Genomic DNA, 25946 nt, shown 5'->3' on the forward strand with positions numbered 1-25946 from the left:
GTGGATAAGGAACACTAAAGAGATCATAAAATTATTATGTAAACTAAAAGTTGTGAGAGGAAGATAAATTATAGCCTAAGGGGGAATTAAAAATGTTACTAAAAACAATCTATTGTAAAGTGAAAGAAGAGAAAAAAGAGTTATTTTCAATCGCACAAGAAAAATGGCGTGATATACAGCACCTAGATGGATTTCATGGACAATTTGGTGGATGGAATAAAGATGAGGCATGTGTATTTACTTTATGGGAAGATCGAAGTGCATATCAATCATTTATGAATGATGTTCACGATACAATTTATGTAAATAGTAATCAAGGGGATACGTTTCTTTTATGTGAAATTGAACTATTTCAAACGTTGTATGATATAACTGATATGTCTTTGAAAGACGTTGTTACAGAAGGAACATTCGTAAGAGTTGCTATATGTGATGTAAAGGTAGGAAAGGAAAAGTATTTTTTACATAAACAAGAAACAATTTGGAATAAAGGGGTGGAAAATGCAAAAGAGATGTTAGGTGGAGTTATTGGGAAGTCTTTAAAAACTGAAAATCGTTACATCGTGTTAACTTATTGGAAAGATGAAATGGCACATCGAAATTATGTAGAAGAGATTTTCCCTGAGTTGTATAAACTAGCTAATATTCATGATGACTTAGAAGATATAAGAGGTAAACAAGCTATATGTAAGGAAGAGTGGCTTGTATATTAAGTGTACAAAACGTGCATAAATGAATGTATAATAAAGATATTTTCTTATAAACGAGTAATTAATAGAAGACGTTATATACCCTTTCATGTTAATATATTTAAGTTATAATAGAAGGCTTACCCTTTTGTATTGTACGGTAGAAGCAGTGTGAGCTTGAAATTTTGTTTAGAAAAGGATGTGCCTAATTTGCGTATCAATAAATTTATTAGTGAAGCTGGAAAAGCGTCTCGACGTGGAGCAGATAAATTAATTAATGAGAGAAGAGTAATTATTAACGGTAAGGTTGCAAAAATCGGTGACCAAGTCAATCCAGGTGATGATGTGCGCGTAAATGGAGAGCAACTTCGTATTGCTCGAGATCACGTATATATTGCTTTAAATAAACCAGTAGGTATTACATGTACAAGTGAAAAAGCTGTAAAAGGTAACATTATCGATTTAGTGAACCATCCTTTACGGATTAGTCATATTGGACGTCTTGATAAAGACTCAGACGGTTTAATATTGTTAACGAATGATGGTGATATCGTTAATGAAATTTTACGTGCTGAAAACAAACATGAGAAAGAATATATCGTTTCAGTAGATAAGCCAATTACACCTGATTTCTTAGAAAAAATGGCAGCTGGTGTGAAAATTTTAGGAACAAAAACGCTCCCTTGTGAGATCACACAGTTATCAAAATATGAGTTCAACATTATTTTAACACAAGGGCTAAATCGCCAAATTCGTCGTATGTGTGAAGCTTTAGGTTATCAAGTATACACGTTAAAACGTACGAGAATTATGAATATCGAATTGAATAATTTACCTGTTGGACAGTGGAGAGATTTATCGAAGAAAGAGAAACGACGTCTATTTTCAGACTTAAATTACGAACCACAAGATTGGTAAAATTGAGAAGGGGAAACCAAGAATCTATTTTTGGTTTCTTTTTTTATTAAATAAAAAAACTTTTTTAAACACTTGCAATAATAAAATGAATAGGATATAGTAAATAACAATTAATGGATGTATTATAAAAGCAAAGAAAAGGACACGAGTTATTTTGCCCGGTTATACAGAGAGGGAAGGAAAGCTGAGAACTTCCTAACGCAGAAAAATAACTTACCACCTTAGAGCTGCACTAGGGAAATTAAGTATCTAGTGCCGTGTAAGCGACGTTATCGCAAAAGAAGCCATTATGTTTTTTGTGATGGGAATCTGGGTGGAACCACGAATATAAGCATATTCGTCCCTAATTTTTAGGGATGAATATGCTTTTTTGCATTCAATTTCATAATAAGCGAAGAAAAGGACACGAGTTATTTTACCCGGTTATACAGAGAGGGAAGGAAAGCTGAGAACTTCCTAACGCAGAAAAATAACTTACCACCTTAGAGCTGCACTGGGGAAATTAAGTATCTAGTGCCGTGTAAACGACGTTACCGTAAAAGAAGCCATTGTATGTTTACGATGGGAATCTGGGTGGAACCACGGGTAAAAGCACACTCGTCCCTATTTTAGGGATGAGTGTGCTTTTTATTATGAAATGGAGAGATGAAAAATGAAAGAACAAATGATTGAAATTAAATTTCCAGATGGTAGTGTTAAAGAATTTGCAAAAGGAACTACTTTAGAAGAAATTGCTGGATCCATTAGTGGTAGTTTGAAAAAGAAAGCAGTAGCGGGGAAAGTAAATAATCAGTTATATGATTTACGCCGAAATATTGAAGAAAATGCGGAAGTAGAAATCGTTACTATAGATTCAAATGAAGGGGTAGAAATTGCAAGACATTCTGCGGCACATATTTTAGCGCAAGCTGTAAAGAGAATGTATGGCAATGTAAACCTTGGTGTAGGACCGGTTATTGAAAATGGATTTTATTATGATATGGACCTTCCAAATAGTGTAAACGTAGAGGATTTACCGAAAATTGAAAAAGAAATGAAAAAGATTATAAATGAAAATGTAAAAATAGAGCGAGTCGAGGTTTCTCGAGAAGAAGCAGCAAAACTGTTTCAAGAAATGAATGATCACCTGAAATTAGAACTGTTAGAAGCAATTCCTAGTGGGGAAAGTGTAACACTATATAAACAAGGTGAATTTGTAGATTTATGTAGAGGACCACACTTACCGTCAACAGGCTATTTGAAAGCATTCCAATTAACTCACGTTTCCGGTGCATATTGGCGAGGTGATAGTAACAATCAAGTGCTTCAGCGTATATATGGCGTTGCGTTCTCTTCTCAAAAAGAATTAGAAGAGTATTTACATTTCGTTGAAGAAGCCGCAAAGAGAAATCATCGTAAGTTAGGTAGTGAGCTAGAGTTATTTATGTTTTCAGAAGAGGCTCCGGGAATGCCATTTTATTTACCGAAAGGCCAGATTATCCGAAATGAATTAGAAGCATTTTTAAGAGAAATTCAAAAAGAGTATAAGTATCAAGAAGTACGTACTCCGTTTATGATGAACCAAGAATTATGGGAGAAATCAGGACACTGGGGACATTACAAGGATAACATGTATTTCTCAGAAGTAGACAATAAAAGCTTTGCATTAAAACCGATGAACTGCCCAGGACATATGCTAATGTTCAAAAATAAATTACATTCTTATCGTGAATTACCAATTCGTATGTGTGAGTTTGGTCAAGTACACCGACACGAATTTAGCGGGGCATTAAACGGATTATTAAGAGTACGTACTTTCTGCCAAGATGATGCTCATTTATTTGTAACTCCAGAACAAATTGAAGATGAAATTAAATCTGTAATGGCGCAAATTGATTACGTTTATAAAACTTTCGGATTCGAATATGAAGTAGAGCTTTCTACTCGTCCAGAAGATTCAATGGGGGATGATAAGTTATGGGAGCAAGCAGAGGCGTCATTAAAAAATGTATTACATTCATTGAATTGTAAATATAGACTAAATAAAGGTGACGGTGCATTTTATGGACCGAAAATAGATTTTCATATTAAAGACGCTTTAAATAGAAGTCATCAGTGCGGAACAATCCAGCTAGATTTCCAAATGCCAGAGAAGTTTGATTTAAGTTATATAGATGAGAAGAATGAAAAGAAAAGACCAGTTGTCATTCACCGAGCAGTTTTAGGATCTTTAGATCGTTTCTTAGCCATATTAATTGAGCACTTTGGAGGTGCGTTCCCGGCATGGGTGGCACCAGTTCAAGTGAAAATCATTCCAGTTTCGAATGCAGTCCATGTACAATATGCAGATGAAGTTGCAGATAAATTAGAACAAGCTGGTGTTCGTGTAGAACGAGATGTACGGGATGAAAAGTTAGGATATAAAATAAGAGAAGCACAAATGCAAAAAGTTCCTTATATTCTTGTTATTGGGGATAAGGAAATGGAGAACGGAGCTGTAAATGTACGTAAATACGGGGAAGAAAAATCAGAAGTTGTTGAACTAATTGGGTTTGTGGAAAGTATGAAAGAGGAAATAAATAATCGGAAATAAAGTTTAAAAAGAAAACACACCAATTCAAAAGGGTGTGTTTTCTTTTTTACCTTACAAAAATGTAAGGTAAATGTAAGCGAAATCGAAGGAACGAGTTTTAGAAAAGTGAGAATATGAAATAGGAAAAAGGTTTACATAACTCGTGTAACCCTTTCTGATTGAAAAATTAAAAAAATCTTAAGGGTTTACATGAGAAAAAGATAAGAAATATGTGAGAAATTCATTTTATACAAAAGGGATGGAGTGAAAGAGATGTCAACAAATGTAGTTACTGTAGAAAGTGTAGAAAAAACGTATGGGAAAAGAAATGAGAATCAGTCAAAAGCATTAAGGGGTGTGACATTAAGTATTAAAGAAGGGGAATTCGTCGGGATTATGGGTCCTTCTGGCTCTGGAAAAACGACACTACTTAATGTGATAAGTACACTGGATCAAGCGACAGGTGGCAGTGTGACAATAGCTGGCACAAATATTACTTCAATGAAGGGGAATGCTTTATCAGATTTTCGATCTCAAAAATTAGGATTCATTTTTCAAGATTTTAACTTACTAGAAAACTTATAAATTTATGAAAATATTGCTTTACCACTTTCTTTGCAAGGCGTACCTTCAAGCGAGATTACTGGAAAGGTGAATGAGGTTGCGAAAAAATTAGGGATTACTGAAATTTTAACAAAATATCCAACTGCTGTTTCTGGTGGACAAAAGCAAAGAACAGCGGCAGCACGAGCTTTAGTACATAATCCAGCAATCGTATTAGCAGATGAACCGACAGGAGCGCTTGATAGTAAAAATGCAAAAAGCTTATTAGAAGCGATGCAAGATTTACATGAAAATCACAATGTAAGTATTTTAATGGTAACACACGATGCATTTAGTGCGAGTTATTGTGAACGTATTTTATTTATTCAAGACGGCCTTCTATACAAAGAGTTAAAGCGTCAAGGAACACGAGAAAATTTCTATCAAGACATTTTAGGTGTGCTCGCTCATATGGGCTCAGCTGCTGAGTCTAAATAGGGGGGCGAGACTATGTTATTTAAATTATCACGTCATAGTATGAAAAAAATGTTAAAAGATTATATGGTTTTACTTATTGGTCTCGTTATTAGTATTAGTATTTTCTACATGTTCCAAACGATGGCGATGAATAGTGAATTCACGAAGGATAATAGTCTTATTAGTAGTATTAGACTCGTATTTTGGGTAGGGGCAATACTATTATCTTTCATTACTGTATTTTATATTATATATGCTAATTCTTTCTTGCTCACATTAAGAAGAAAAGAACTCGGTATGTATATGATGCTCGGTGCGAAAAAGAAAAAAGTAGCGCAATTATTATTTATTGAAACATTCGGTATGGGTATTGTCAGTATTATTATCGGGATTTTAGTAGGGATGTTACTTGCAAGTGTAGCAGGAAACTTTTTAATGAATGGTATGGAAATTTCAGCGAAAGGTAGTTACTCATCTGTATATACACCAGCAATCTTAGTTACAGCTATTTTCTTCTTAATACTATTTTTTATTACTGGTTTAATGAATAGCATCCGGTTATTACGCAAAACAGAACTAGAGTTAATTCGTGAAGATGAAACACTAGATGAAGTGAAGAAAAGTAAAACTCGTATTATTATCATGACAGTACTCGGTATATTGCTAGTAAGTACAGGATACTACTTTATGGTAAATATAAAAACATTTGCCGAACTTGGTTTTATAATAGCGACAATCGTTACAACACTTGGAACATATTTTATCTTTAGTTCATTGCTCCCGTTTTTTGTGATGAAAATTAAAGGGAATAAAAAACGAAATGAAACGGGCTTAAATAGTTTTACATATGCCCAGCTACGTTTTCGCGTAAATAGTTTATCGAGAGTATTAGGTACGGTAGCGATGTTAATTGCATTAGGTGCAGGAGCAATGACGGCAGGTATGGCGTTTCAAAAAAATGTCGGCATTATGACAGACTTTTCTCGTGTATATGATGTTGTAATTCATGATCCAAATGAACAGGATAATGCGGCCTTGAAAGAAATGAAAATTGTTGAAGAAAGTAAGTACAAGTATAAAGTAGATGGAGAAGCGGTTTATTATTTACGTAACGACTTAACTGCGAAACCACCACTTGTTTCCGATCACTTTGATACAAAAACTTTAAAAGAGCCTGCTCGTAAACGTGTGGCTGAATCTTTAACTGAACCTGTATATTCTGCTTTGGAAGCTCCCGAAGCAGCGAATAAGCTGCCTCGTATGCCAAAAGATTGGGAAGATGCAGTTGTAAGAGAAATACAAATTACACATAATCAATTTAACGGAAAACCTGTAAGAATTGCTGATGAAGAACACTACAAAGCAGTTCAAGGAACGGAACATAGTGTAACATTAGCAATAGTAGATGATATGAAAAAATATAAACCATTGTTGCTCGATATAGATAAGAGGCAAAAAGAATTAATTGAAACAAAAACAGGTACAAAAGTAGAACTATATACAAAAATGACAATTTATCAGTTTATGAACAGTTTCATGAGTGGAACAATGTTTATGGGATTTTTCCTTGGAATTGCCTTTTTAGCAATGATGGCAAGTTCGCTAATGTTCAAAATATTAACAGGTGCTTCTCGTGATGTACGCCGTTATGAAATGTTACGAAAAATCGGTGTGAGACGTAGTATGTTAACGAAAAGTATTTATAAAGAAATTTCATATTTATTTATCTTCCCAGCGATTATTGGAATTTCCCACGTGTTAGTAGGGCTTAACTTATTCAGCTTTATACTAGTTGACCCGTTTGTAAAGGTGTGGGTGCCGATAGGGATTTTCTTAGTCATTTATTTCATCTATTACTGGATTACTGTCCAACTTTATAAAGGTATGGTAATGCCGAAAGAAGAAGTAGCGAAATAGTTTAAGAAAAGAGTCCTTGTTTAGAAAACAAGGGCTCTTTTCTATATTTGTAATACATTGTGATTGAGTCTTTCTATGAATTGTATATTGAAAATTAAGGAAATATTAAGAGTTTATATAGCGGAAAGTTAAGAAGTGTATGGGATATTAAGAATATGCAAAAGATCAAGGTGAAATTGCAGAGCGAAATTGTCATATATTCATATTATTTTGAGGGAGTTTTACAGAATTAAATTGATGTTTTTATAAATTGTAAAGAAAGGAGACTACTTATGAAGAAGATAAAAAAATTAATAAAACTTATTGGTGCCATCACTACGCTATTATTAATCGTAGCACTAATATTTCCTACATGGACCTCGCAAATAAAAGGGAAGAATAGTATAAGTACATTAGAGCAAGTAGAGATAAATGGAAGTGGTCATGAAATTATGATACGCGGAAAAGATAAGAACAATCCGGTTATTATTTTTGTACATGGTGGACCAGGTACTTCAGAAATACCATATGCTCAAAAATACCAAAACTTATTGGAAGAGAAATTCACAGTTGTTAATTATGATCAAAGAGCGAGCGGGAAGTCGTATCATTTCTTTGAAGACTATTCGAATCTTACATCAGATCTTCTTGTAGAAGATGTATTAGCTATGACAGATTATGTTTCAAAACGTCTTGGTAAAGAAAAAGTAATATTGGTTGGTCATTCTTACGGTACATATATTGGGATGCAAGCTGCCAATAAAGCTCCTGAAAAATATGAAGCATATGTTGGCATAGGGCAGATGAGTGATACAGTAGAAAGTGAAATGGATAGTCTAAACTATGTGATTGAACAGGCACAAAATGCTGGGAATACAGATGAGGTTTCCTATTTAAATGGGTTGACTGAAAAAATTAAAAATGGTGATACATACACTCCGAGAAATTATGTTGCGAAATATGGTGGAACATCAAGACTTATTGAAAATCCAGATGGTGATAACATCGGAATGTTACTCAGTAATGAATATAACTTGTTAGACGTAATTCGTTATAATGTTGGATTATCACATTCTCAAACTGCCTTATTAGAAAAGGATTTAAAGAGTCCATTGCCTACTAAGGTGACTAAAATGAAGCTACCGCTTTATTTCCTTATGGGGACATATGACTATAACACTTCATTTCAGGCAGCAAAAACATATTTTGATACGATTGAAGCAGAACAAAAAGAATTTATTACTTTTGAGAAATCAGCTCATTATCCACAATTTGAAGAGAAAGAAAAATTTTACAAGTGGATGTGCGATACATTTGTAAAATAAATAAAGTGTATCTGAACTTTAGAGAATTAATATAGTTAGCGAGACGTATCAAGATTTTTGATGCATGGTATTAACTGAAGCGAAGTTATATAAAAAGACTCTTGTATAAATGACAAGAGTCTTTTTATAATGTTCTCGATACAGAAGGAAAAGATTGGATAATAGTCAAAAAATATAATATAACTTCCAAGAAATGACTAGATTAATAAAATTTTGTCGAGAGAAAGGATACGAAGTATGAAAGAAATGCTACAGTTATTTCGCAACAAAGTGTATGCACGTTTTTTTCTAGCAAATATTTTAGAGCGACTCGGTTCTATGATTGCTGGAGTTTCTTTAATGTTTTATTTGCTAGATCAATACGGAAAACAACCAGTTTACGCAACGATGACACAAATTATGATGGCATTACCTGCATTAATCTTTTTTCTATTAGTAGGGACAGTAGTGGATCGTTTTGATAGACAGCGTATATGCACGGTAAGTAACATATGTTGTTCGCTCTGTAATATCGGAATTCTAATTTCGCTTTATTACGGGATGATTATACTCGTCTTTATATTTTTATTTTTGGAAAATGCATGTATACAATTTTTCTCTCCATCAGAACAGTCGATGATACAGGGAGTAGTTGAATCCGACCAATACGGTGCAGCAGCAGGTGTGAATCAAATGGTGAATAGTTTGTATGCTTTGTTTGGTGTAGGAATTGCAACGATGGTGTACTGGACTTTTGGAATATACGGGAGTATTTTAGTAAATACGCTCACTTTTATTATGAGTGGTATTTTGATTCAAACGATCTCCATTCCAGAAAAAGTGCGTTTGCCAAACGGTAGAACAAAATGGAAAGAAGTTAATTTGAAAATGTTAATAACAGAGTTTCAAGAAGGGATCAAGTATATATATCAAAATGACACTTTAAAAAAATTACTTTTAGGATTTATCGTATTTGGACTATTAAATGGTATTTTAAGCGTATCCACAACTTACATATTAAAATATAAATTAGCACCTGCAACGTATGAAAGTTTAGCGATGGTGGGTGGTGTAGTTGGAGGGATTTCATTACTAATTGGAAGTATAGTAGCAACAAGTGTAGGGAAGAAATATGCACCCAAGCCTATTATTGTCTTTGGTATGGCAGGCTCAGGGGTCTTTTTCGGTATGTGTTACTTTGTAAACCACGTATGGTCTTTTTATGTGTGTATCGCTTTTGCGACTTTCTTTTTACCGTTTATTAATGTTGCAATTATGGGCTGGATGTATGAAATTGTAGAAGAATCATTCATGGGACGTGTTCAAAGTTTACTTAGTCCATTAACGACAGGATTCCAGCTGTTATCTCTCGGTGCGATAGCGATGTTGTTCCCGAAATGGATTCGTGCAGATACGTTGTTTATTATTTTATTTGGTTTATTATTTTTTGTTACGTGTTTATATCAAACCATTTTACCTAGTGGGAAGAAACGGGTGCAAAGTATAGCTGAAGAGATGTAATATATGCGGTTTTTAATTTCTGAATATTCTATCTAATGGTAAGGGGAAATCGTTATGTTGATGCGAATTGCTAAATGGTGTGGGGTTACTTGTTTACAACTAGTAGCTGCCATTTTATGTATAATCTGTCTAGGCGCGCTACCGCGTTTATTTAAGGGATTGCAAATTGATTTAATCGGTTTTTGGAACACGATTGTCTTTCTTGGAGGGAAGATACTTCAACCGGGTGAAATTACATATGGATTTCGAGACTCAAGAAAATTATTTCCGCAAATATGGATTCATTATTTTGAAACGATGATTGTATTTCTATCAGCGTTTTTACTATCTTTGCTTATAGCGTATATACTTGTCGTTTGGGTATTGCAGCGTTCTCATATGAAACAAAAAATGTGGAACGGGGTTTTTCTTACGCTTGAGAGTATACCGGATATTTTACTTATTTTATTATCGCAACTTCTTGTCGTAATTATGTTTCAAAAAACAGGATTTATGCCGGTCAAACTGGCTGGATTAGGGGAAGAAAGGATACGTTTGTTACCAATTATATGTCTTACAATACCAACAACATTATTGTTTATTAAACTGTTGTTATTACGGTTTAAAGAACAATTAGAGAAAGATTATAGTTTGTTTGCCAAGAGTAAAGGGCTAAGCTTACGGCATATTTTGACACATCATATTTCAAGAAATGTTTTATTAACGACAATTTATTACGCGAAAACAAATATTTTATTTATGCTTTCTAATTTATATATTATTGAATGGATATTTAATACATATGGTATGTTTGTTTTTGTAAAAGAAAATTCTAAATTAGAAATATTTACAGTGAGTCTAGTAATATTATACGTACCGCTTTTTATACTATTTCGTATATTGCATACGCTTTTACAAAATGTTATAAAGGAGCGTGTGTAACATGTGGCAAGTTGTAAAAAGAGATGTGAGATTTTGGATAGGCATTACTTTTTTGAGTGTACTAATGATTATTAGTATTGGATATACGGTGCTTTTTGATGGGAATATTCGTGAACTTACGATGATGTATAACGAAAAAGGGGAACTAGAGGCAGCCCCATTTTCGCCATCAAGTAAATTTTGGTTTGGAAGTGATGTGAAAGGCCGTGACCTTGTTCAATTAATCATAGAAGGCGCGAAGTGGACAGTTGGAGCGAGTATAATTATAGCGATTTTACGAGTTATAGTTGGCGGGGGAATTGGTTTACTTCTTGGTATGTATGGTAAACGTTCTTTTCCAGTTATTTCATCCTTTTTTGATCCTTTTAGTGTTGTACCGATGGTTATGATTTCTTATTTTATGTTAAATGAAGTTTTAACGTTTGATAGTGGAGCGGAAGTTGTGCCGTTGTATTTGCGTGTGGCATTTCAAATTATAGTTCTTGTATGTCTTGCTGTACCAACGGTTATGTTGTATGTAGCGCAAGAAGTAAAGCGTATTAAGAAAGAAGAATTTATGTTGGCAGCTACTGTGCTCGGCGGAAGTGAGTGGCATAGGTTGAAGCGCCATATATGGCCGCATATGTTACCATCATTTCTTTTATTAGTAGCGCAACAATTTGTGAGTGTACTATTGCTTCTTTTGCATCTTGGATTACTTAAGTTATTTTTTGGAGGAACGATATTATTTGGATTAGATGCAGATAGTGTAACAAAAGAATGGACTGGCCTGATTGGTCAAAACTTCCGCCATTTAACCACACATACATGGATTGTACTTATACCAATTGCTTTCTATAGTATGACGGTCTTGTCAGGCAATCTAATTAGTAATAGTATGCAAGATGCGATTAAATTAGGAAATGTAAAAATACCTAAGAGCAAGGATAAAGAAGTAAAGGAAGAAAAACGAGTACAAACTAATGTAAATGATTTTTCTTTTTATAGAGAGATACAAAAATAAAAAAGATAGCTGAAGACATATCGTTTTCAGCTATCTTTTTTTGTTTATAGTGGTGGTAAATCAATCTTACCTTCTTCAAATAATTCTTTTATCATATGCTTCGTATAACCAGCGGCCTGACCAAAGGTGATTTTTGCTGGCATTGGTGCTTCATTTGCATCTACAACTACATCAATAATACACGGTCTATTTTGCTTTACCGCACTCTCGAAAGCAGGAAGTAGTTCATCTACATTCTCAACACGGTATCCAATACCTCCGCACGCCTCTGCGTATTTTGCAAAATCAGGGTTTGTTAAGTCTGTACCAAATTCGATATTCCCCATAACTTCTTGTTCGAATTTAATCATGGCGATCTTATTATTATTTAAAACGACGACAACGATTGGCAGTTTATATTTAACAGCTGTTACAAAGTCGTTCATTGTCATTCCGAAACCACCATCACCACAAACAGCAAATACTTGTTTATCCGGGAAAGCAATTTTTCCAGCAAGGGCACCAGGTAAACCGCAGCCAAGTGTTGCGAGCCAGCTAGAAATAATAAATTGCTGATTTGTCATACGGAAGTGCCTTGCTGTCCAAACGGTTACATTTCCGACATCGACTGATAATATTGCATCATCATGAGCTACTTGTTGCAGTGCATGCATAACGCGTTGTGGCTTAATTGGAGTAGAAGTATCGTCTTCTTGATCGTGTAATTTTTCCTCCCACTTTTTCATCATTTCTTGATGATGCTCTAAGAAGGAATGGTCCTCGTGTTTTTCTACATTTTCAAATAACCATTTTAATGTTTTATCAGCATCACCAGCTAAGCCGATATCTGTAACGTAACGTTTTCCGATTTGGGCAGGATCAGTATCGATATGGATTGTTTTTGCTTTTTCGGGTAAGAAACCGGTGAACGGATAAGAAGTACCAACCATAATTAAAGTATCTGCATGTTTCATTGCATCATAAGAAGGTTTCGTTCCAATTAATCCTAATCCACCGATGCAAAGTGGATGTTCATCAGGGATAATCCCTTTAGCTGGTAATGTAAGTACGATTGGAGCACCAATGTGTTCCGCGAATGTAAGTAAAGATTCTCTCGCATGTTTCGCACCTTTTCCAGCTAAAATAACAGGCTTTTTCGCTTCATTTATTGCGAGTTTGGCAGCATGTAAATCTTCTTCTTGCGGAAATAATTCAGGTAATGTAAAAGAAGTATTTGTAACACGAGCACCACTTTTTACTTCGAATTTCGGAACATCATCTGGAATTGTAAGAACGGATACCCCTTTTTTCGTATAAGCCATTCGAATCGCTTGATTCACGACAGCTGGTAGCTGTTCTGCTGACATAATGCGCTGGTTATAAACCGCGACATCATCGAACAATCTTTCTAAGTTTACTTCTTGGAAAAAATCCGTCCCGAGTAAATCGGTTTCTACTTGACCTGAAATTGCTAGAACAGGTGCTTTATCGAGTTTGGCATCATATAAACCATTTAATAAATGAATAGCACCGGGCCCTGCGATTGCCATACAAACGCCAAGTTTTCCTGTTAACTTAGCATAAGAAGCTGCTGCTAGTGCACCAGCTTCTTCATGGCGAACTTGAATGAATTTAATTTTATCTTGTTTTTTTCTTAAAGCTTCAATGATAGAGTTGATAGAATCTCCAGGCATTCCGTATATGTGTTCTACTCCCCAGTCAATTAATAGGTCAACTAGTGCTTCACCGGCTGTTTTCTCAAACATAATTTTTTCCTCCTTATAATAGGTAGTTACTATTATGTTTTGGAGAAAAAGGAAAAATATACAAATGATAAAATATATTAGTTTTAATGGTGACCAGTAAATAGTGTAAATACTGTTATAAGTAAAAATCCACTAGTAGCCCACGTAAGAAATGAAAGGAAAGAGAGCTGTTTCTTTGCCTTCCAAAGCATTTCATGAATTGTAACATAGCCAAGGGAACCGATAGCGCTCCCCATAATGAGTCCTTGCAAATGTAGGGCTTTTCCTTCCATCAAAATGCCAAAAATAGTACCTGTACCGAGGATAAGGGAAAGTAATAAAGTTGTTAATAAAAAGGAAATATATTTATGTTTTGTAAAGAGGAAGGGGATAATTAAAGCTAATCCTTCAGGAATATGGTGAATTACAATCGCAAGTAAGAAAGGAATGGCAGAGTCATTATGATTTATAAATGCTGTACCTAATGCAAAGCCACTCGGCAAATTATGAATAAATATAGCAAAAGAAAGAAAAAGGAAAGTTTGCCATGCTTGTTGATCTTTTTTATGTATTGTTGGATGATGACAATAGTTATCTAATAAGCTCATAACTAAAATACCGATAGCTATACCGAGTATAGGGCCAATTATTTCATAGCTTGCAAATGTTTCAGGAATAATTTCAAGGGATAAAAGACCGAGTAAAATTCCGCCACATAATGCATATAAACGATGCATTTTTTCTTCAATGAGCTGGCGCGTAGCAATGCCGACAGCACCGCCTAATAGTAATCCACCGAATGAAAAAAATGTAACTATCATAGGAATCCATAATCGTTCCATCGTATCACACTCCGATTCTTCCACTTATTTTTAGCTTACGAAAAGGAAAGTTAGATTAGTCCAAGTAATTGTGTTTGATTATAGAAAAAAAACTAATAATTCGTTATAATTTATATATTAAATTTAAGTGGGAAAATGAAATGGGGGAATAAGTTTGCATACAAAATGGAGTCTATCTGAATACGAAAATCCAAAACGATATGATATAGAAAATAAAAGTTTGTCAGATTTTCCGTTCTTACTATCATAGGCACAAAAACTAAGTATACAAAATGAATGGATTCTAGACATTGCCTGCGGAACAGGAAGGGTTACAATTCCATTTATAGAAAACGGATATAAAATGATCGGTGTAGATATACATGAAGGTATGCTTGCTGAAGCAAAGAGAAAATCTACGGAGTGTAAAAAAGAAAAATGGCTACAACAAGACTGCTTACAATTAAAGATTGAAGAAACGATTCCGTTCGCATTTATGGTTGGCCACGGATTTCAGCATTTTCTTACGAATACTGATCAAAATAATTTATTAACATCTATTCATCATGTGTTAGCTGATAATGGTATATTTATCTTCGATACACGTTTTCCTTCAAAAGAAGAATTAATACAACCATCTACAGAAGAATATTGGACAACTATTCGTGATGAAATGGGAAGAAAATGTGATTTATATACTGAAATGACATACGATTCAATTCAGCAAATACAGCACTACATAACAACAAGAAGGTTTTATGAGGATGATGTGAAAGTAGAAGAACTGAAAACAACGGTTGATCTTCGCTATACATGTCCGCAGGAGTTAGACAGATTATTAGCAGCGAATGGATTTGAATTATTACATATATATAATGATTGGGAAGGAAATGAGTTAGGGGAAGACTGCTATTCTATGGTAGTAGTTTGCCGGAAGAAAAAATAGTGTTATTTCATGCTTTGTGCTGGATGAAGGTTTTACAGTTAATAATTGAAAAGAATAGTAGTAAATGGAGGAGCTAATTATGCAGCAAATTAAAAAAATAGGAAACTCATTTTGGTATATGACACCTGTTTCTGAAACAGATAGACCTATATTAGGAATGGTCGTTGGACAAGAAAAAACTTTAATGATTGATGCAGGGAATTCAGAAGAACATGCACAATTATTTCTAGAAATGCTAAAAGAACAAAATGTATCAAGTCCTGATGTCGTAGTATTAACGCATTGGCACTGGGATCATATTTTTGGATTGTCTGTACTACAAGATGCATTGTCTATTGCGCATGTTGAAACGAAAAAAGAAATGCAATCACTAGTATCTTATGAATGGACCGATGAAGCGTTGGACGCACGCGTAAAAAAGGGTACTGAAATTGCATTTTGTGCGGATTGCATTAAAAAAGAATTTGAAGAAAAAGCGAGAAATATTGAAATCATTCCTCCGACCTTAACGTTCCACGATCAAATTGAATTAGACCTTGGTGAAGTGACATGCGTGTTAAAACATGTCGGCGGAGATCATGCACATGATTCAGTTGTTATTTACGTGAAAGAAGAAAAGATATTATTTTTAGGAGACTGTATATATGCAGATATCTTTTCTTCAAAGAGGAACTATACGACGAAACGAACGTTCAAATTAATAGAAGAGTTGGAGCTATTTGATGCTGAAACTTATATTCTTTCTCATGGGACAGCTATAAGTCGGGATGAGTTTTTACAAGAAATGCATTTACTAAAAACAGTAGGAACTTATACAGAAATTCATAAAGGCGATGAAGAAAACATAAAGGCAGCGTATAAACGAGACGTAAATAGAGAATTAAATGAAGATGAATTAGAAACAATAACGTTTTTTGTAAATGGTTATGAAATGAATAATCAGTAAAATACAAATCAAACTGCACAAAAAGAGTATTGAAAGTTAATTCAATACTCTTTTTAATAGTTAAATATGTAGTTTCAACCAAATGCTAATTAGAGGGTTACATCGTTTGAAGTGATGCCATTCTATTTATTTTTCGTATAGATAAGTTTTCAAAATGAAGCTTTCTTCGCTAATTCAGTTATATAGTTAAAAAATCCATTGTGGTTTACATCATAAACGACATTTACAGGTCGCCCGCCATCAAATTCTACTGTACGTCCTTGGCTAGGTCCATATGTATGAACAATACTATAAATTGTTTGTAATTTGGCAAGGTCAGACTTCCCGATAAATGCAGCAGTTAATACATCCCACAAATAGTAAGTAGAGTTCGTTGAGAAATGAACGAGAGGAGGGACCATTGCATAGCATTGACCAAGGAAATCAATACCAATATATTTTCTCTCTTTTGCCCAACGTTCACGTATGTCTATAGTTAATGGGACTTGGTTTGTACTTTCTAGTGTCACTAAGTCAATTTTAATTTTTGATTCCCAAACACGAGCTACTGCTTCAGGGTCCCAAAACGAATTCCACTCAGCTGTTCCATCATGTTCGGGTTCATGAACATTGCCGGCAGTACGAAATGTTCCTCCCATCCAAACAAGGCGCTCAATTTTTTCTTCGATTACAGGTGCTTCATATAGTGCACGGGCTAAATCGGTAAGCGGACCTGTAAATAATAAAGTTGTTTTCTCTTCAGTTTGTAGTAGGGTTTCAATTAAGTGGTGATGTGCAGGTTTTGCCGCTATAGGTGTTACAACTTTTCCAGACTCATTTAAAATTGGTAAAGCATCTACATAAAATGCATGCATCCGCCAGTCTTTTGGAAATGGATTTTTCGCACGGGAATTTGATGCAGCTACTTCAATATTTCCATTGCCGAAGCGATCAATAATTTTGCGACTTGCAGACAATGCTGGTTCTAAATAGCAATCTGCAGGGATAACTGAAACACCTGTAAGCTTGACATTATCCATCTGGAGTAATAAAAATAGTGAAATTAAATCATCTACACCACCATCATGATTGAAGTACACTTTTTTCCCCATTATAATCTCCATCCTATACGATTTAGTTTGGAATTAGATATGAATTGCAGAAAAATCATCAATAATTTCCACCACTTCAATTTTTCCATTGATCAGTAACTCAGGAAGTTCATTACTAACGTTTCCTCTCCAATACTCTCTAGCTTGTTCAATTTTTTGAGAAAAAGGAATACCATCTTCTTTCGGTAAAAGATTTCCGTCACCTTCAAAACAATGTCCAATTACTCGTAGTTTAACAATCTGTAAAACTTCTCGATTGTAAGAATCAAATAATGCTTTCCATTTTAAAGTATCTCCATAGCTCTTTGCAGCATATAAACAAGATAATCGGGAAGGGTATTCAGGGAATTCTTGTAGTCTTACCATTTCTACAATCGTTTCTCTAACCGCTCTAATTGTTTGATCCATATAATTCATAACTACTTTAGCGTTTTCATTCTTTATAAGTAATCCTTCATTTGTATAATGTTCTTTTAAAATTTGCATAGTATCTTGAACGTTAGAATTTAAATGTTCTTTTTCAAAAAAGAAATGAAAGAGGGTATTCGTTTGATTTTTTTCGAAATGAATGATTTGTCCCATCTTCATTTTTTTCCTTGTTACGATGTGATATGCGTAAAACTCTTGTTTATTCATGGTTATCCTCCTAGTAGTAACTATCAGGTATTACAAAGTTAAATTTAATAATTCAACATTGAGATATATAAAACCTTCATAAATAAAAGTAAGAATTTGAGCAGTAAGTAAAGAAAGTATGATAACGATTTAAATTTGTTCACAAAATGTTCACTTACGAAGAGGTTTCCACAATCGATATAATGACAAAGACTTAAACAGAAAGGATGATAGAAATTGCCAACAACAAGAAAGGAAAACCTCCAGTTTGGTATGATGATGTGCCTTGGGATGGTTATTGTAATGACGTTTTATAATTTACTACTGAACGGAATAGGAGGACCAATTCATATTAAGGAGATCGCATTAGAACTAGTAATTGGATTCATTATTGCACTGTTAATTGAAATATGTATCGTTGGACCTTGTGCGAAAAAACTTGTATTCGCGTTACCGTTTGACAAATCGAAAAAAGTAAATATGATTATTGCGATGGCGACAGCTATGGTAATTGGAATGGTTTTCTTTATGTCTTTTTACGGAATGGCTATGATGTATTTACATGGTGGACTACAAGGAGACTCGTGTATTTCGATGTATTTTTCAATTTTTATTAAAAATTTCATTATGGCGTATCCATTACAATTAATTATTATGGGGCCACTTGTGCGATTCATATTTGTAAAGTATGTTTTGAAGAAGAAATCTGTTAATGTAGCGTAGTCATTATTATTAAAATTATATATATTAATTAACAAAAAACACCTCAATTATTTTGATGTGTGTTTTTTGTTCATTCGCAGTTATTTTCATACTGATGTGACATTTGCCCTTTTGCCTTTATAGGATTATAGCGTTTAATTAAGTCAGAAATAGAAGATTAGGAGATGATTTTTTGAAAGGTATTGTATTTGCTGTTTTAGCTGGCGTATTTATTACACTTCAAGGCACATTTAATGCGAAACTTAGTTCACATATTGGTATATGGTCGACGAGTATTATTACGCATTTCATTGGATTCCTTATTGCAACAACAATATTTTTGTTAAAGAAAGAAGAGAAAATAGTGGATTTGAAGGATGTGAAAAAAATATATTTAGTAGCTGGTGCACTTGGCGGGTTAATTATTTATGCAGAAACAGTAGCGATACATTCAATGGGGGTTACTTTAACAGCTGGAACACTTATGGTTGCGCAATTGTTAACAGCAACTTTTATTGAGATGAAAGGATTATTTCAAATGAAAAAGATACAGATGGAGAGATAGCATATTGTGGGAACAATAGTAATGATTTTAGGTATCGTTGTATTTAATATGTAAATGAAAGGAGGAAATGAAAGTGGAGCAAAGATCAGATTTAATTACCCGTTATTTGGAAACTAATAAAATGCTTGAAATTCTTTCAGAAATAGATACAGCTTATTTGCAATTAAATCATTTTGAAAAAGGCGAGCTTATTTGCAATATAGATGACAAAATGGATCGTTTATATTTTGTTGTTAAAGGTAAAGTAAAGGTTTATACGATTACACCAGAGGGAAAGAAACTGATTCTTCGTTTTATCAATCCATTGGCAATTGTTGGTGATATTGAATTCATACAAAATAGCAAAGCGCATAATGCGGTTGAAGCTTGTTCAGAAGTTGTAGCGATCTCCATTTCTCATACGGTTATTAAAAATAAGTTTTTACAAAATCCTAAATTAATGAAGTGCTTGCTAGATAACATTGCGAACACGTTAAAAATATCGACTCGTTTTACAGCTCTTAATTTACTTTATCCAGTAGAAGTACGTGTCGCTAGTTATTTACTTTCTATTTCCACTGACAGTAACGGGAATATGTATAAAGAGGATTTGGATGCGACTTCTGTATCAAGTATTGCGGATTTTATAGGAGTAAGTTATCGGCACGTAATTCGAGTGTTACAAAAATTTTATAAAGAAAAATTAATTGAAAAGAAAAATGGAGTTATTGTAATTAAAGATTTTTTTAGAATGAAGGAAGTTGCTAAAAATAATATATATGAGCAATGAATAGGGGAGAGGGAATATGATTGGATTTAGTTTAGCTATAATAGCTGGCGTATTCATTAGCTTACAATCTGTTTTTAATGCAAAGGTAAATGAAAATGTAGGGCAGTGGTTAACAACAGCATGTGTTCTTGGAATAGGTCTCATAAGTTCTATTCTATTTTATATCATTACAGAACACAGTATTAGCATTAAAGTGTATACTACAAATTATTTGTTTTATGTAAGTGGATTGTTTGGCACCGGGTTAATTATTTGTATCATGGGTGCAATAAAGAGTTTAGGTCCAGCGTATACGGTGTTAATTAGCCTTATTACTCAATTAGTTGTTGCGTTATGCATTGATACATTCGGATTATTTGGAATGGAGAGCATTCCATTGCAAATAAATAAATTAGTTGGGATAGGTCTATTAATTGTAGGGATAGGAATTTTTAAAAATCTATTTTCGCGTAAGAAAGCTATTCTTATAAATGAGGATATGAAGTAGTGAATATATTTTTGTGAAGATCTTACATCTATAGGATACAATTATAAGGCAGTAAATAAAGTAGTTGAAAAATAAGTAAGGAAGACCTTGTAAACTTAAGGTCTCCTTTACTTATTTTCTATTGAACCGCACATGAACAAACTTTAACATCTTTATTAAGTTTACAATTCGCATCATAATGCGCGTACTACCATCCCAATCTTTATTTGTAGGTATATTTTTAAAGAAAGGAGAGCAGCTTAATACTTTTATGGTAGAAGACCATCTTTCTATTGATTTTGGATTGTTTACATAAAAATGCATCATTGCGCCGTTATTACCGGATTTCTTTACAGTAGCATTTGAAAGGTTCAGTGCAAATTTTGATTCAGCGTCAAAGTATAATTCGCCCCCAGGAAAACGTTTTGACATAGCGACTATGATTTTCTTTAAATCCTCTTCTTTAAAGTAATAAAACACGCCAGCTGATATAAAAAGAATACCGTCGTTTGGATCATATTTTATATCGTCAAACCAAGAAGTATCAAAAAATGATTTAGCGATGCTCATGTTTCTTGGTGTATCTTCAATTAATGTTTTTCGAAATGAAATAGCATCGGGCAAATCGAGATTATACCAATGTATTGTACCGTTATCAATTCTAGAAAAAGTAGTGTCTAGTCCAGAACCGATATTTACAATAGTAGCATTTGGATGTTTTATAATGAATTTTTTTATCGTATCATCAATTTTTCGTGCGCGAGTAATGTATGTGATACATCCGTATTCACCAAATGTATTTGCTATTGAGGAGAAGTCGAAATCACATTCTTTAATAATACGAATAGCCTCAGTATCATCTAAAATAGCTTTATTGTTCTCGCTTCCATACGCACGTCCCCATAGCGGAATAAGCATCGTACCTTGTACTGAATGTATATCTATATTTTTAACCATGAAACCATCCTCCATGTAATGAAAAATTATTTGTATTCTTAATCGTTATGTAACATTTTTGAGAGCATTTTATTTGCTTTATACAATCCGTAAGTTAAATCACGTTGGTCTTCTTCACTTAGTTTTTCAAGGTTTTGAGTAAAGTTATTATATATTTGTTTCCATCTCTCATAATGTACCTTTTCAGCTTTTTCTGTTAGAGAGATTAATATAGCTCTTTTGTCTACCGTATCTTGTTTTTTTATAATGTATCCGTTTAATTCTAAATTACGAACTGTTACGCTTAATTGTTGTTTAGGAATGTTTAAATAACTGGCAATCATTTTTAAATTTACAGGCATCTTTTGTTGTGCGATATATTCGACTACGTGTTGTTCTATATGTGTAAATTCAGATGATTTTTCCGATAATAATTTGAAAGTGCCTGACATATTTAATAACAAATTCATGTATTCGTTTAATAATTCGTTTTGGGTCATCATTTTCGCTTCCTTTATGCATTTAGTAATTATTTTATTACTATTTTAATGGTAAATCAAATGATTTAATCTATTATAGTAAATTAATGTTTACTATATTTTTTTAAGGAAATTATATGAATTGAAATAGAAGAGTATGAGAGATGTTTTTAGGAGAGGAGAGTATGACTGGAAAGGAAATATTACTAAATACAAATAAGTAATGCATGCAATGTCTTTTTCAGTTATTATGTTGTAAATAATTTTATGTTAAAATCTTTTACATAATGAAATAAAGGGGTAGTATTCTATGGGTTATTTCTCAAACAGTTTATTAGTTTTGTTTGTCCTGATCGTCTGTAGTTGTATGATTTTTGGTTAATAATATAATGATAGATTTATATAAAAGAAGTTAACTGAGGTGAAGTTAACTTCTTTTTATTTTATGATAAGAAGGAATTATATTGTTCTTATGGAAGTTTGTTTAAGTTAATTTCATATTAAGGCTAATTTTATACAGTACAAACGAGAAAATAAGGAGTATTCACATGAATAATAGTATAAATTACACAATGGAACACCCGACAGATTTCAATGGATTATTAGCGTTATATGAATCTTTAGGATGGAATTCGCTTCAATTAACGGTTAACGAGTTAGAACAAATGTGTAAACAAAGTTGGTATGCAATGTATGCTTTTGATGATAAGAAATTAGTAGGGATGGGGCGTATTATATCAGATGGTGTAATTACGGGTGTTATTTGTGGTGTTTGTGTATTACCAGAGTATCAGTCCATAGGTATCGGAAAAGAAATAGTAAAGCGATTAGTCCGGCACTGTGAACAAAACAAGGTTATTCCCCAACTTATGTGTGTGGAAAAATTGCAATCTTATTATGAATCTATAGGATTTGACGCATTTTCTGTTGGAATGACAAAACATATAATAAGATAGTGTGGCTTCTTCTTTTTGGTTTATTTATATATTTTTTAATAAAAGAGCATGTTTGAAAAAATTCAAACATGCTCTTTTATTAAAGTAAATCAGTTTAATATGAATGGCCTAACCCGTTCCAATAAAAAGAAACGATTTCTTGGGCTAATTCATCTATATTTGTAAGAATAGGATTGTGATTTTCATCTTTAAAATTCCCAATTGATAATAAAGATACGAATGCATGAGCCGCAAAAGTAGCGTTTCCTCTTGGGATTTCTCCAATTTGCATTGCATCATCAAGTGCTTTTTCTAATACTTCATACATGTTGTCTTCAGCATTTTTTAATTGTTTCAATTGTTCTTCAGATAATGATAGTTTTGCATCTTTCATAAAATTCTTCATATCAATATCCATCGTTGCGTGTAAGTAGACTTTAGCGAAGTCCAATAATCTTTCTTTTAAAGTCTTATTTGTAGAAAGGATTTGAGACATATTTTCGCGTATACGTACCATCATTTGAATCATAGTAGCGGTAAATAAATCTGCTTTTGTTGAATAGTAATAGTAGACGGTTGCTTTTGTAACACCACAAACTTTCGCAACTTCATCCATAGAAACAATTTGATAATTTTGAGTAAGAAATAACCGAGTTGCAACTTCTAAAATCATTTCTTTTTTAGATTTTGTATTTTTATTTTGACGAGGCCTTCCAAGAGGACGTTGTTTTTGTTCCAAATCCATTCGCTCCTGACATGTATTATTGAGATAATTATAACATAAATTTTTATTCATTCTTGATTAATTAACCGATCAGTATATATAATTAATATTGGAGGAGAAAAGGAAGGTGGGTTTTTATGAAAAAGCACCCGTTACATATGTTAGGGAGGCTTGTAGCAGGGAAGAATACACAATGGATAACTTTATCGGTATGGATTCTTATTACATTAGTACTTTCATTTACATTGCCACAAGTAAACAGTATGAAAGAACCGAATCCGAAAAATTTACCTGAAACAGCTATGTCACAGCAAGCGGAAGCAATTATGAAAAAAGAGTTTCCGAATAATGCAGGGAATCCTTTGTTAGTAGTATGGTATAGAGATGGTGGATTACAGTCACAGGATTATAAACTCATACAAGACGTTTATAAAGAGTTAAAAGCTAGTCCTTTAAAGGAGCAATCAACATTACCGCCATTTGATACAATTCCGGAACAAGTATTATCAAAAAGTGCATCAAAAGATGGTACATCATTTGTTACACCAGTATTCTTTAATAAGTCGGCTGGAACAGATATATTAAAAGGAAATCTTGATGATTTAAGAAACATAGTGAATAGTAAGGTCGATGAAGATCCATTTAAACGAAAAATAAGTGATTCTGGTTTACATGTTCGATTATCTGGACCTGTAGGTATTCAAACGGATGCAGTTAGTTTATTTAGTCAAGCAGATGTGAAATTATTAATTGCTACTGTATTACTCGTATTAGTCCTATTAATTTTACTGTACCGTTCACCAATTTTAGCAATTTTACCTTTACTTGTTGTTGGCTTTGCATACGGTATTATTAGTCCGACTCTTGGTTTTTTAGCTGATCACGGTTGGATTAAAGTAGATGCTCAGGCAATATCAATTATGACAGTATTATTGTTTGGTGCTGGGACGGATTATTGTCTATTTTTAATTTCGAGATATCGAGAATACTTGCTAGAAGAAGAAAGTAAATATAAGGCGCTGCAACTTGCAATGAAAGCTTCTGGCGGAGCAATTATAATGAGTGCGTTAACTGTTGTACTTGGATTAGGAACATTATTACTTGCTCATTATGGTGCCTTTCATCGATTTGCAGTACCATTTAGTGTTGCTGTATTCATAATGGGCATTGCTGCTTTAACAATTTTACCAGCGTTATTATTAATTTTTGGTAGAGCTGCATTCTTCCCATTTATACCGAGAACAGCTTCAATGAATGAAGAATTTGCAAGAAAGAAAAAGAAAGTCATAAAAGTTAAAAAATCAAAAGGTGCCTTTAGTAAAAAACTTGGAGATGTTGTAGTACGAAGACCGTGGACAATAATTATGCTTACTGTATTTGTATTAGGTGGCTTGGCATCATTTGTACCACGTATTCAATACACATATGACTTATTAGAATCGTTTCCAAAAGATATGCCTTCACGCGAAGGGTTTACGTTAATTAGTGATCATTTCTCAGCTGGTGAACTAGCGCCAGTAAAAGTTGTTGTTGATTCGAAGGGGAAAGAGCTTTCTATTAAAGAAGAACTAGAGAAGTTTTCTTTCGTAAAAACTGTGAAAGATCCAAAAGAGGGCAAAGAAAATAAGAAAATACAAATGTATGAGGTTTCTTTAGCTGAAAATCCATACTCAATTGAAGCGTTAGATCAAATCCCTAAATTGAAAAACAGTGTAGAACAAGTATTAAAAGATGCTGGGATTAGTAATGCAGAAGATCAATTATGGATTGGCGGAGAAACGGCGTCATTATATGATACAAAGCAAATTACGGAACGTGATGAATCAGTTATCATTCCAGTAATGATTAGTATTATAGCGTTATTGTTACTTGTTTACTTGCGATCAATTGTTGCGATGATTTATTTAATTGTAACTGTTGTATTATCGTTCTTCTCGGCATTAGGAGCAGGGTGGTTATTACTTCATTATGGTATGGGAGCGCCGGCCATTCAAGGTGCAATACCGTTATACGCATTTGTATTTTTAGTTGCTTTAGGTGAAGATTATAATATCTTTATGGTTTCAGAAATATGGAAAAACAGAAAGACACAAAATCATTTGGATGCAGTAAAAAATGGGGTTATACAAACAGGTAGTGTCATTACATCAGCAGGTTTAATTTTAGCAGGAACTTTTGCTGTTTTAGGTACACTTCCAATTCAAGTTCTTGTTCAATTTGGTATTGTAACTGCAATTGGTGTACTACTAGATACGTTTATTGTTAGACCGTTACTTGTACCAGCAATTACAGTTGTTCTAGGACGCTTTGCTTTTTGGCCAGGAAAGCTTTCAAGAAAGAGTGAAGAAGTACAAAAGGTGGATGCATAGTTAAGAAAGCCAAGGATATGTTCCTTGGCTTTCTT

General features: G+C 33.5%; 22 protein-coding genes, 2 pseudogenes and 2 other annotated features. Of the genes and pseudogenes, 17 read left to right on the forward strand and 7 right to left on the reverse strand.

The features are described from left to right. Window positions 1-92: 92 nt before the first annotated feature. From PDL00_RS09405 to PDL00_RS09445, 9 genes and pseudogenes are all read left to right on the forward strand, one after another. Window positions 93-713 carry a YdbC family protein gene (locus PDL00_RS09405; RefSeq protein ID WP_270728735.1) on the forward strand — a complete coding sequence of 207 codons (621 nt, stop codon included), beginning with the start codon at window positions 93-95 and terminating at the stop codon, window positions 711-713. Between the two features lie 186 nt (window positions 714-899). Next, window positions 900-1607 carry a pseudouridine synthase gene (locus tag PDL00_RS09410; protein WP_001222159.1) on the forward strand — a complete coding sequence of 236 codons (708 nt, stop codon included), beginning with the start codon at window positions 900-902 and terminating at the stop codon, window positions 1605-1607. Between the two features lie 124 nt (window positions 1608-1731). Next, window positions 1732-1955 (forward strand) — a binding site (T-box leader). A gap of 37 nt (window positions 1956-1992) precedes the next feature. Further along, window positions 1993-2215: a binding site (T-box leader), on the forward strand. 44 nt (window positions 2216-2259) lie between these two features. Beyond that, on the forward strand, window positions 2260-4179 hold the full coding sequence (thrS, locus tag PDL00_RS09415; protein ID WP_270728737.1) for a threonine--tRNA ligase: 1920 nt from the start codon (window positions 2260-2262) through the stop codon (window positions 4177-4179). Between the two features lie 252 nt (window positions 4180-4431). Beyond that, window positions 4432-5199: pseudogene (locus PDL00_RS09420) on the forward strand (ABC transporter ATP-binding protein). Window positions 5200-5211: 12 nt separating this feature from the next. Next, a complete protein-coding gene (locus tag PDL00_RS09425; protein WP_270728739.1) occupies window positions 5212-7095 on the forward strand; it encodes an FtsX-like permease family protein in 1884 nt (627 codons plus the stop codon). 272 nt (window positions 7096-7367) lie between these two features. Further along, on the forward strand, window positions 7368-8399 hold the full coding sequence (locus PDL00_RS09430) for an alpha/beta fold hydrolase (RefSeq protein ID WP_270728741.1): 1032 nt from the start codon (window positions 7368-7370) through the stop codon (window positions 8397-8399). A gap of 237 nt (window positions 8400-8636) precedes the next feature. Further along, window positions 8637-9899, forward strand: coding sequence for an MFS transporter (locus PDL00_RS09435; protein ID WP_098586747.1), 1263 nt, complete (start codon window positions 8637-8639; stop codon window positions 9897-9899). A 54-nt stretch (window positions 9900-9953) separates the two neighbouring features. Further along, window positions 9954-10820: an ABC transporter permease subunit gene (locus tag PDL00_RS09440; RefSeq protein ID WP_270728742.1), complete on the forward strand. Its 867-nt coding sequence runs from the start codon at window positions 9954-9956 to the stop codon at window positions 10818-10820. A 1-nt stretch (window position 10821) separates the two neighbouring features. After that, a complete protein-coding gene (locus PDL00_RS09445; RefSeq protein ID WP_270728745.1) occupies window positions 10822-11823 on the forward strand; it encodes an ABC transporter permease subunit in 1002 nt (333 codons plus the stop codon). Window positions 11824-11867: 44 nt separating this feature from the next. On the opposite strand, the gene PDL00_RS09450 is transcribed toward PDL00_RS09445, so the two are convergent. Together PDL00_RS09450 and PDL00_RS09455 are read right to left on the reverse strand one after the other, a co-directional pair. Next, complete coding sequence (locus PDL00_RS09450; RefSeq protein WP_270728747.1) at window positions 11868-13568, reverse strand: pyruvate oxidase; 1701 nt, start codon at window positions 13566-13568, stop codon at window positions 11868-11870. An 83-nt stretch (window positions 13569-13651) separates the two neighbouring features. Then, the gene (locus tag PDL00_RS09455) at window positions 13652-14389 is read right to left on the reverse strand and encodes a ZIP family metal transporter (protein ID WP_270728749.1); all 738 of its coding nucleotides are present in this window, start codon (window positions 14387-14389) and stop codon (window positions 13652-13654) included. A 154-nt stretch (window positions 14390-14543) separates the two neighbouring features. On the opposite strand from PDL00_RS09455, the pseudogene PDL00_RS09460 reads away from it, so the two are divergent. Together PDL00_RS09460 and PDL00_RS09465 are read left to right on the forward strand one after the other, a co-directional pair. Continuing rightward, a pseudogene (locus tag PDL00_RS09460) lies at window positions 14544-15314 on the forward strand (class I SAM-dependent methyltransferase). Between the two features lie 79 nt (window positions 15315-15393). After that, window positions 15394-16260, forward strand: a complete 867-nt coding sequence (locus tag PDL00_RS09465; protein ID WP_270728750.1) for an MBL fold metallo-hydrolase — start codon at window positions 15394-15396, stop codon at window positions 16258-16260. A 149-nt stretch (window positions 16261-16409) separates the two neighbouring features. Here the strand turns inward: PDL00_RS09465 and PDL00_RS09470 are convergent, their stop codons facing one another. Beyond that, complete coding sequence (locus tag PDL00_RS09470) at window positions 16410-17351, reverse strand: nucleoside hydrolase (protein WP_270728752.1); 942 nt, start codon at window positions 17349-17351, stop codon at window positions 16410-16412. Between the two features lie 33 nt (window positions 17352-17384). Next, window positions 17385-17987 (reverse strand): DUF2441 domain-containing protein, encoded by a 603-nt coding sequence (locus tag PDL00_RS09475; RefSeq protein WP_270728754.1) that lies wholly within the window; start codon window positions 17985-17987, stop codon window positions 17385-17387. A gap of 216 nt (window positions 17988-18203) precedes the next feature. On the opposite strand from PDL00_RS09475, the gene PDL00_RS09480 reads away from it, so the two are divergent. The 4 genes from PDL00_RS09480 (at window position 18204) to PDL00_RS09495 (ending at window position 20489) form a co-directional block, all read left to right on the forward strand. After that, window positions 18204-18689 carry a DUF2798 domain-containing protein gene (locus tag PDL00_RS09480; protein WP_270728758.1) on the forward strand — a complete coding sequence of 162 codons (486 nt, stop codon included), beginning with the start codon at window positions 18204-18206 and terminating at the stop codon, window positions 18687-18689. Window positions 18690-18861: 172 nt separating this feature from the next. Then, the gene (locus PDL00_RS09485) at window positions 18862-19233 is read left to right on the forward strand and encodes a DMT family transporter (RefSeq protein ID WP_270728760.1); all 372 of its coding nucleotides are present in this window, start codon (window positions 18862-18864) and stop codon (window positions 19231-19233) included. Between the two features lie 73 nt (window positions 19234-19306). Then, window positions 19307-20002, forward strand: coding sequence for a Crp/Fnr family transcriptional regulator (locus tag PDL00_RS09490; RefSeq protein WP_270728763.1), 696 nt, complete (start codon window positions 19307-19309; stop codon window positions 20000-20002). Window positions 20003-20018: 16 nt separating this feature from the next. Continuing rightward, window positions 20019-20489, forward strand: coding sequence for a DMT family transporter (locus PDL00_RS09495; RefSeq protein WP_270728764.1), 471 nt, complete (start codon window positions 20019-20021; stop codon window positions 20487-20489). Between the two features lie 111 nt (window positions 20490-20600). Here the strand turns inward: PDL00_RS09495 and PDL00_RS09500 are convergent, their stop codons facing one another. Both PDL00_RS09500 and PDL00_RS09505 read right to left on the reverse strand, forming a co-directional pair. Continuing rightward, window positions 20601-21425, reverse strand: a complete 825-nt coding sequence (locus tag PDL00_RS09500) for a class I SAM-dependent methyltransferase (protein WP_270728765.1) — start codon at window positions 21423-21425, stop codon at window positions 20601-20603. Window positions 21426-21463: 38 nt separating this feature from the next. Next, window positions 21464-21904 carry a MarR family winged helix-turn-helix transcriptional regulator gene (locus PDL00_RS09505; protein ID WP_270728766.1) on the reverse strand — a complete coding sequence of 147 codons (441 nt, stop codon included), beginning with the start codon at window positions 21902-21904 and terminating at the stop codon, window positions 21464-21466. A 527-nt stretch (window positions 21905-22431) separates the two neighbouring features. Between PDL00_RS09505 and PDL00_RS09510 the strand changes: the two genes are divergently transcribed. Beyond that, window positions 22432-22839 carry a GNAT family N-acetyltransferase gene (locus PDL00_RS09510; protein WP_242253767.1) on the forward strand — a complete coding sequence of 136 codons (408 nt, stop codon included), beginning with the start codon at window positions 22432-22434 and terminating at the stop codon, window positions 22837-22839. A gap of 94 nt (window positions 22840-22933) precedes the next feature. Here PDL00_RS09510 and PDL00_RS09515 read toward each other — a convergent pair whose 3' ends face one another. Further along, on the reverse strand, window positions 22934-23557 hold the full coding sequence (locus PDL00_RS09515) for a TetR/AcrR family transcriptional regulator (RefSeq protein WP_270728767.1): 624 nt from the start codon (window positions 23555-23557) through the stop codon (window positions 22934-22936). 122 nt (window positions 23558-23679) lie between these two features. Here PDL00_RS09515 and PDL00_RS09520 point away from each other — a divergent pair, with 122 nt between their 5' ends. Beyond that, the gene (locus tag PDL00_RS09520; protein ID WP_270728768.1) at window positions 23680-25911 is read left to right on the forward strand and encodes an MMPL family transporter; all 2232 of its coding nucleotides are present in this window, start codon (window positions 23680-23682) and stop codon (window positions 25909-25911) included. Window positions 25912-25946 lie beyond the last annotated feature (35 nt).

The organism is Bacillus cereus group sp. TH152-1LC (genome assembly GCF_027710505.1).
Classification (GTDB): Bacteria; Bacillota; Bacilli; order Bacillales; family Bacillaceae_G; genus Bacillus_A; species Bacillus_A mobilis.

Coding starts and splice junctions, on each gene's coding strand:
- PDL00_RS09405 (WP_270728735.1), top strand. CDS start 93: ATGTTACTAAAAACAATCTATTGTAAAGTGAAAGAAGAGAAAAAAGAG.
- thrS (WP_270728737.1), top strand. CDS start 2,260: ATGAAAGAACAAATGATTGAAATTAAATTTCCAGATGGTAGTGTTAAA.
- PDL00_RS09425 (WP_270728739.1), top strand. CDS start 5,212: ATGTTATTTAAATTATCACGTCATAGTATGAAAAAAATGTTAAAAGAT.
- PDL00_RS09430 (WP_270728741.1), top strand. CDS start 7,368: ATGAAGAAGATAAAAAAATTAATAAAACTTATTGGTGCCATCACTACG.
- PDL00_RS09435 (WP_098586747.1), top strand. CDS start 8,637: ATGAAAGAAATGCTACAGTTATTTCGCAACAAAGTGTATGCACGTTTT.
- PDL00_RS09440 (WP_270728742.1), top strand. CDS start 9,954: ATGTTGATGCGAATTGCTAAATGGTGTGGGGTTACTTGTTTACAACTA.
- PDL00_RS09445 (WP_270728745.1), top strand. CDS start 10,822: ATGTGGCAAGTTGTAAAAAGAGATGTGAGATTTTGGATAGGCATTACT.
- PDL00_RS09450 (WP_270728747.1), bottom strand. CDS start 13,568: ATGTTTGAGAAAACAGCCGGTGAAGCACTAGTTGACCTATTAATTGAC.
- PDL00_RS09455 (WP_270728749.1), bottom strand. CDS start 14,389: ATGGAACGATTATGGATTCCTATGATAGTTACATTTTTTTCATTCGGT.
- PDL00_RS09465 (WP_270728750.1), top strand. CDS start 15,394: ATGCAGCAAATTAAAAAAATAGGAAACTCATTTTGGTATATGACACCT.
- PDL00_RS09470 (WP_270728752.1), bottom strand. CDS start 17,351: ATGGGGAAAAAAGTGTACTTCAATCATGATGGTGGTGTAGATGATTTA.
- PDL00_RS09475 (WP_270728754.1), bottom strand. CDS start 17,987: ATGAATAAACAAGAGTTTTACGCATATCACATCGTAACAAGGAAAAAA.
- PDL00_RS09495 (WP_270728764.1), top strand. CDS start 20,019: ATGATTGGATTTAGTTTAGCTATAATAGCTGGCGTATTCATTAGCTTA.
- PDL00_RS09500 (WP_270728765.1), bottom strand. CDS start 21,425: ATGGTTAAAAATATAGATATACATTCAGTACAAGGTACGATGCTTATT.
- PDL00_RS09505 (WP_270728766.1), bottom strand. CDS start 21,904: ATGACCCAAAACGAATTATTAAACGAATACATGAATTTGTTATTAAAT.
- PDL00_RS09510 (WP_242253767.1), top strand. CDS start 22,432: ATGAATAATAGTATAAATTACACAATGGAACACCCGACAGATTTCAAT.
- PDL00_RS09520 (WP_270728768.1), top strand. CDS start 23,680: ATGAAAAAGCACCCGTTACATATGTTAGGGAGGCTTGTAGCAGGGAAG.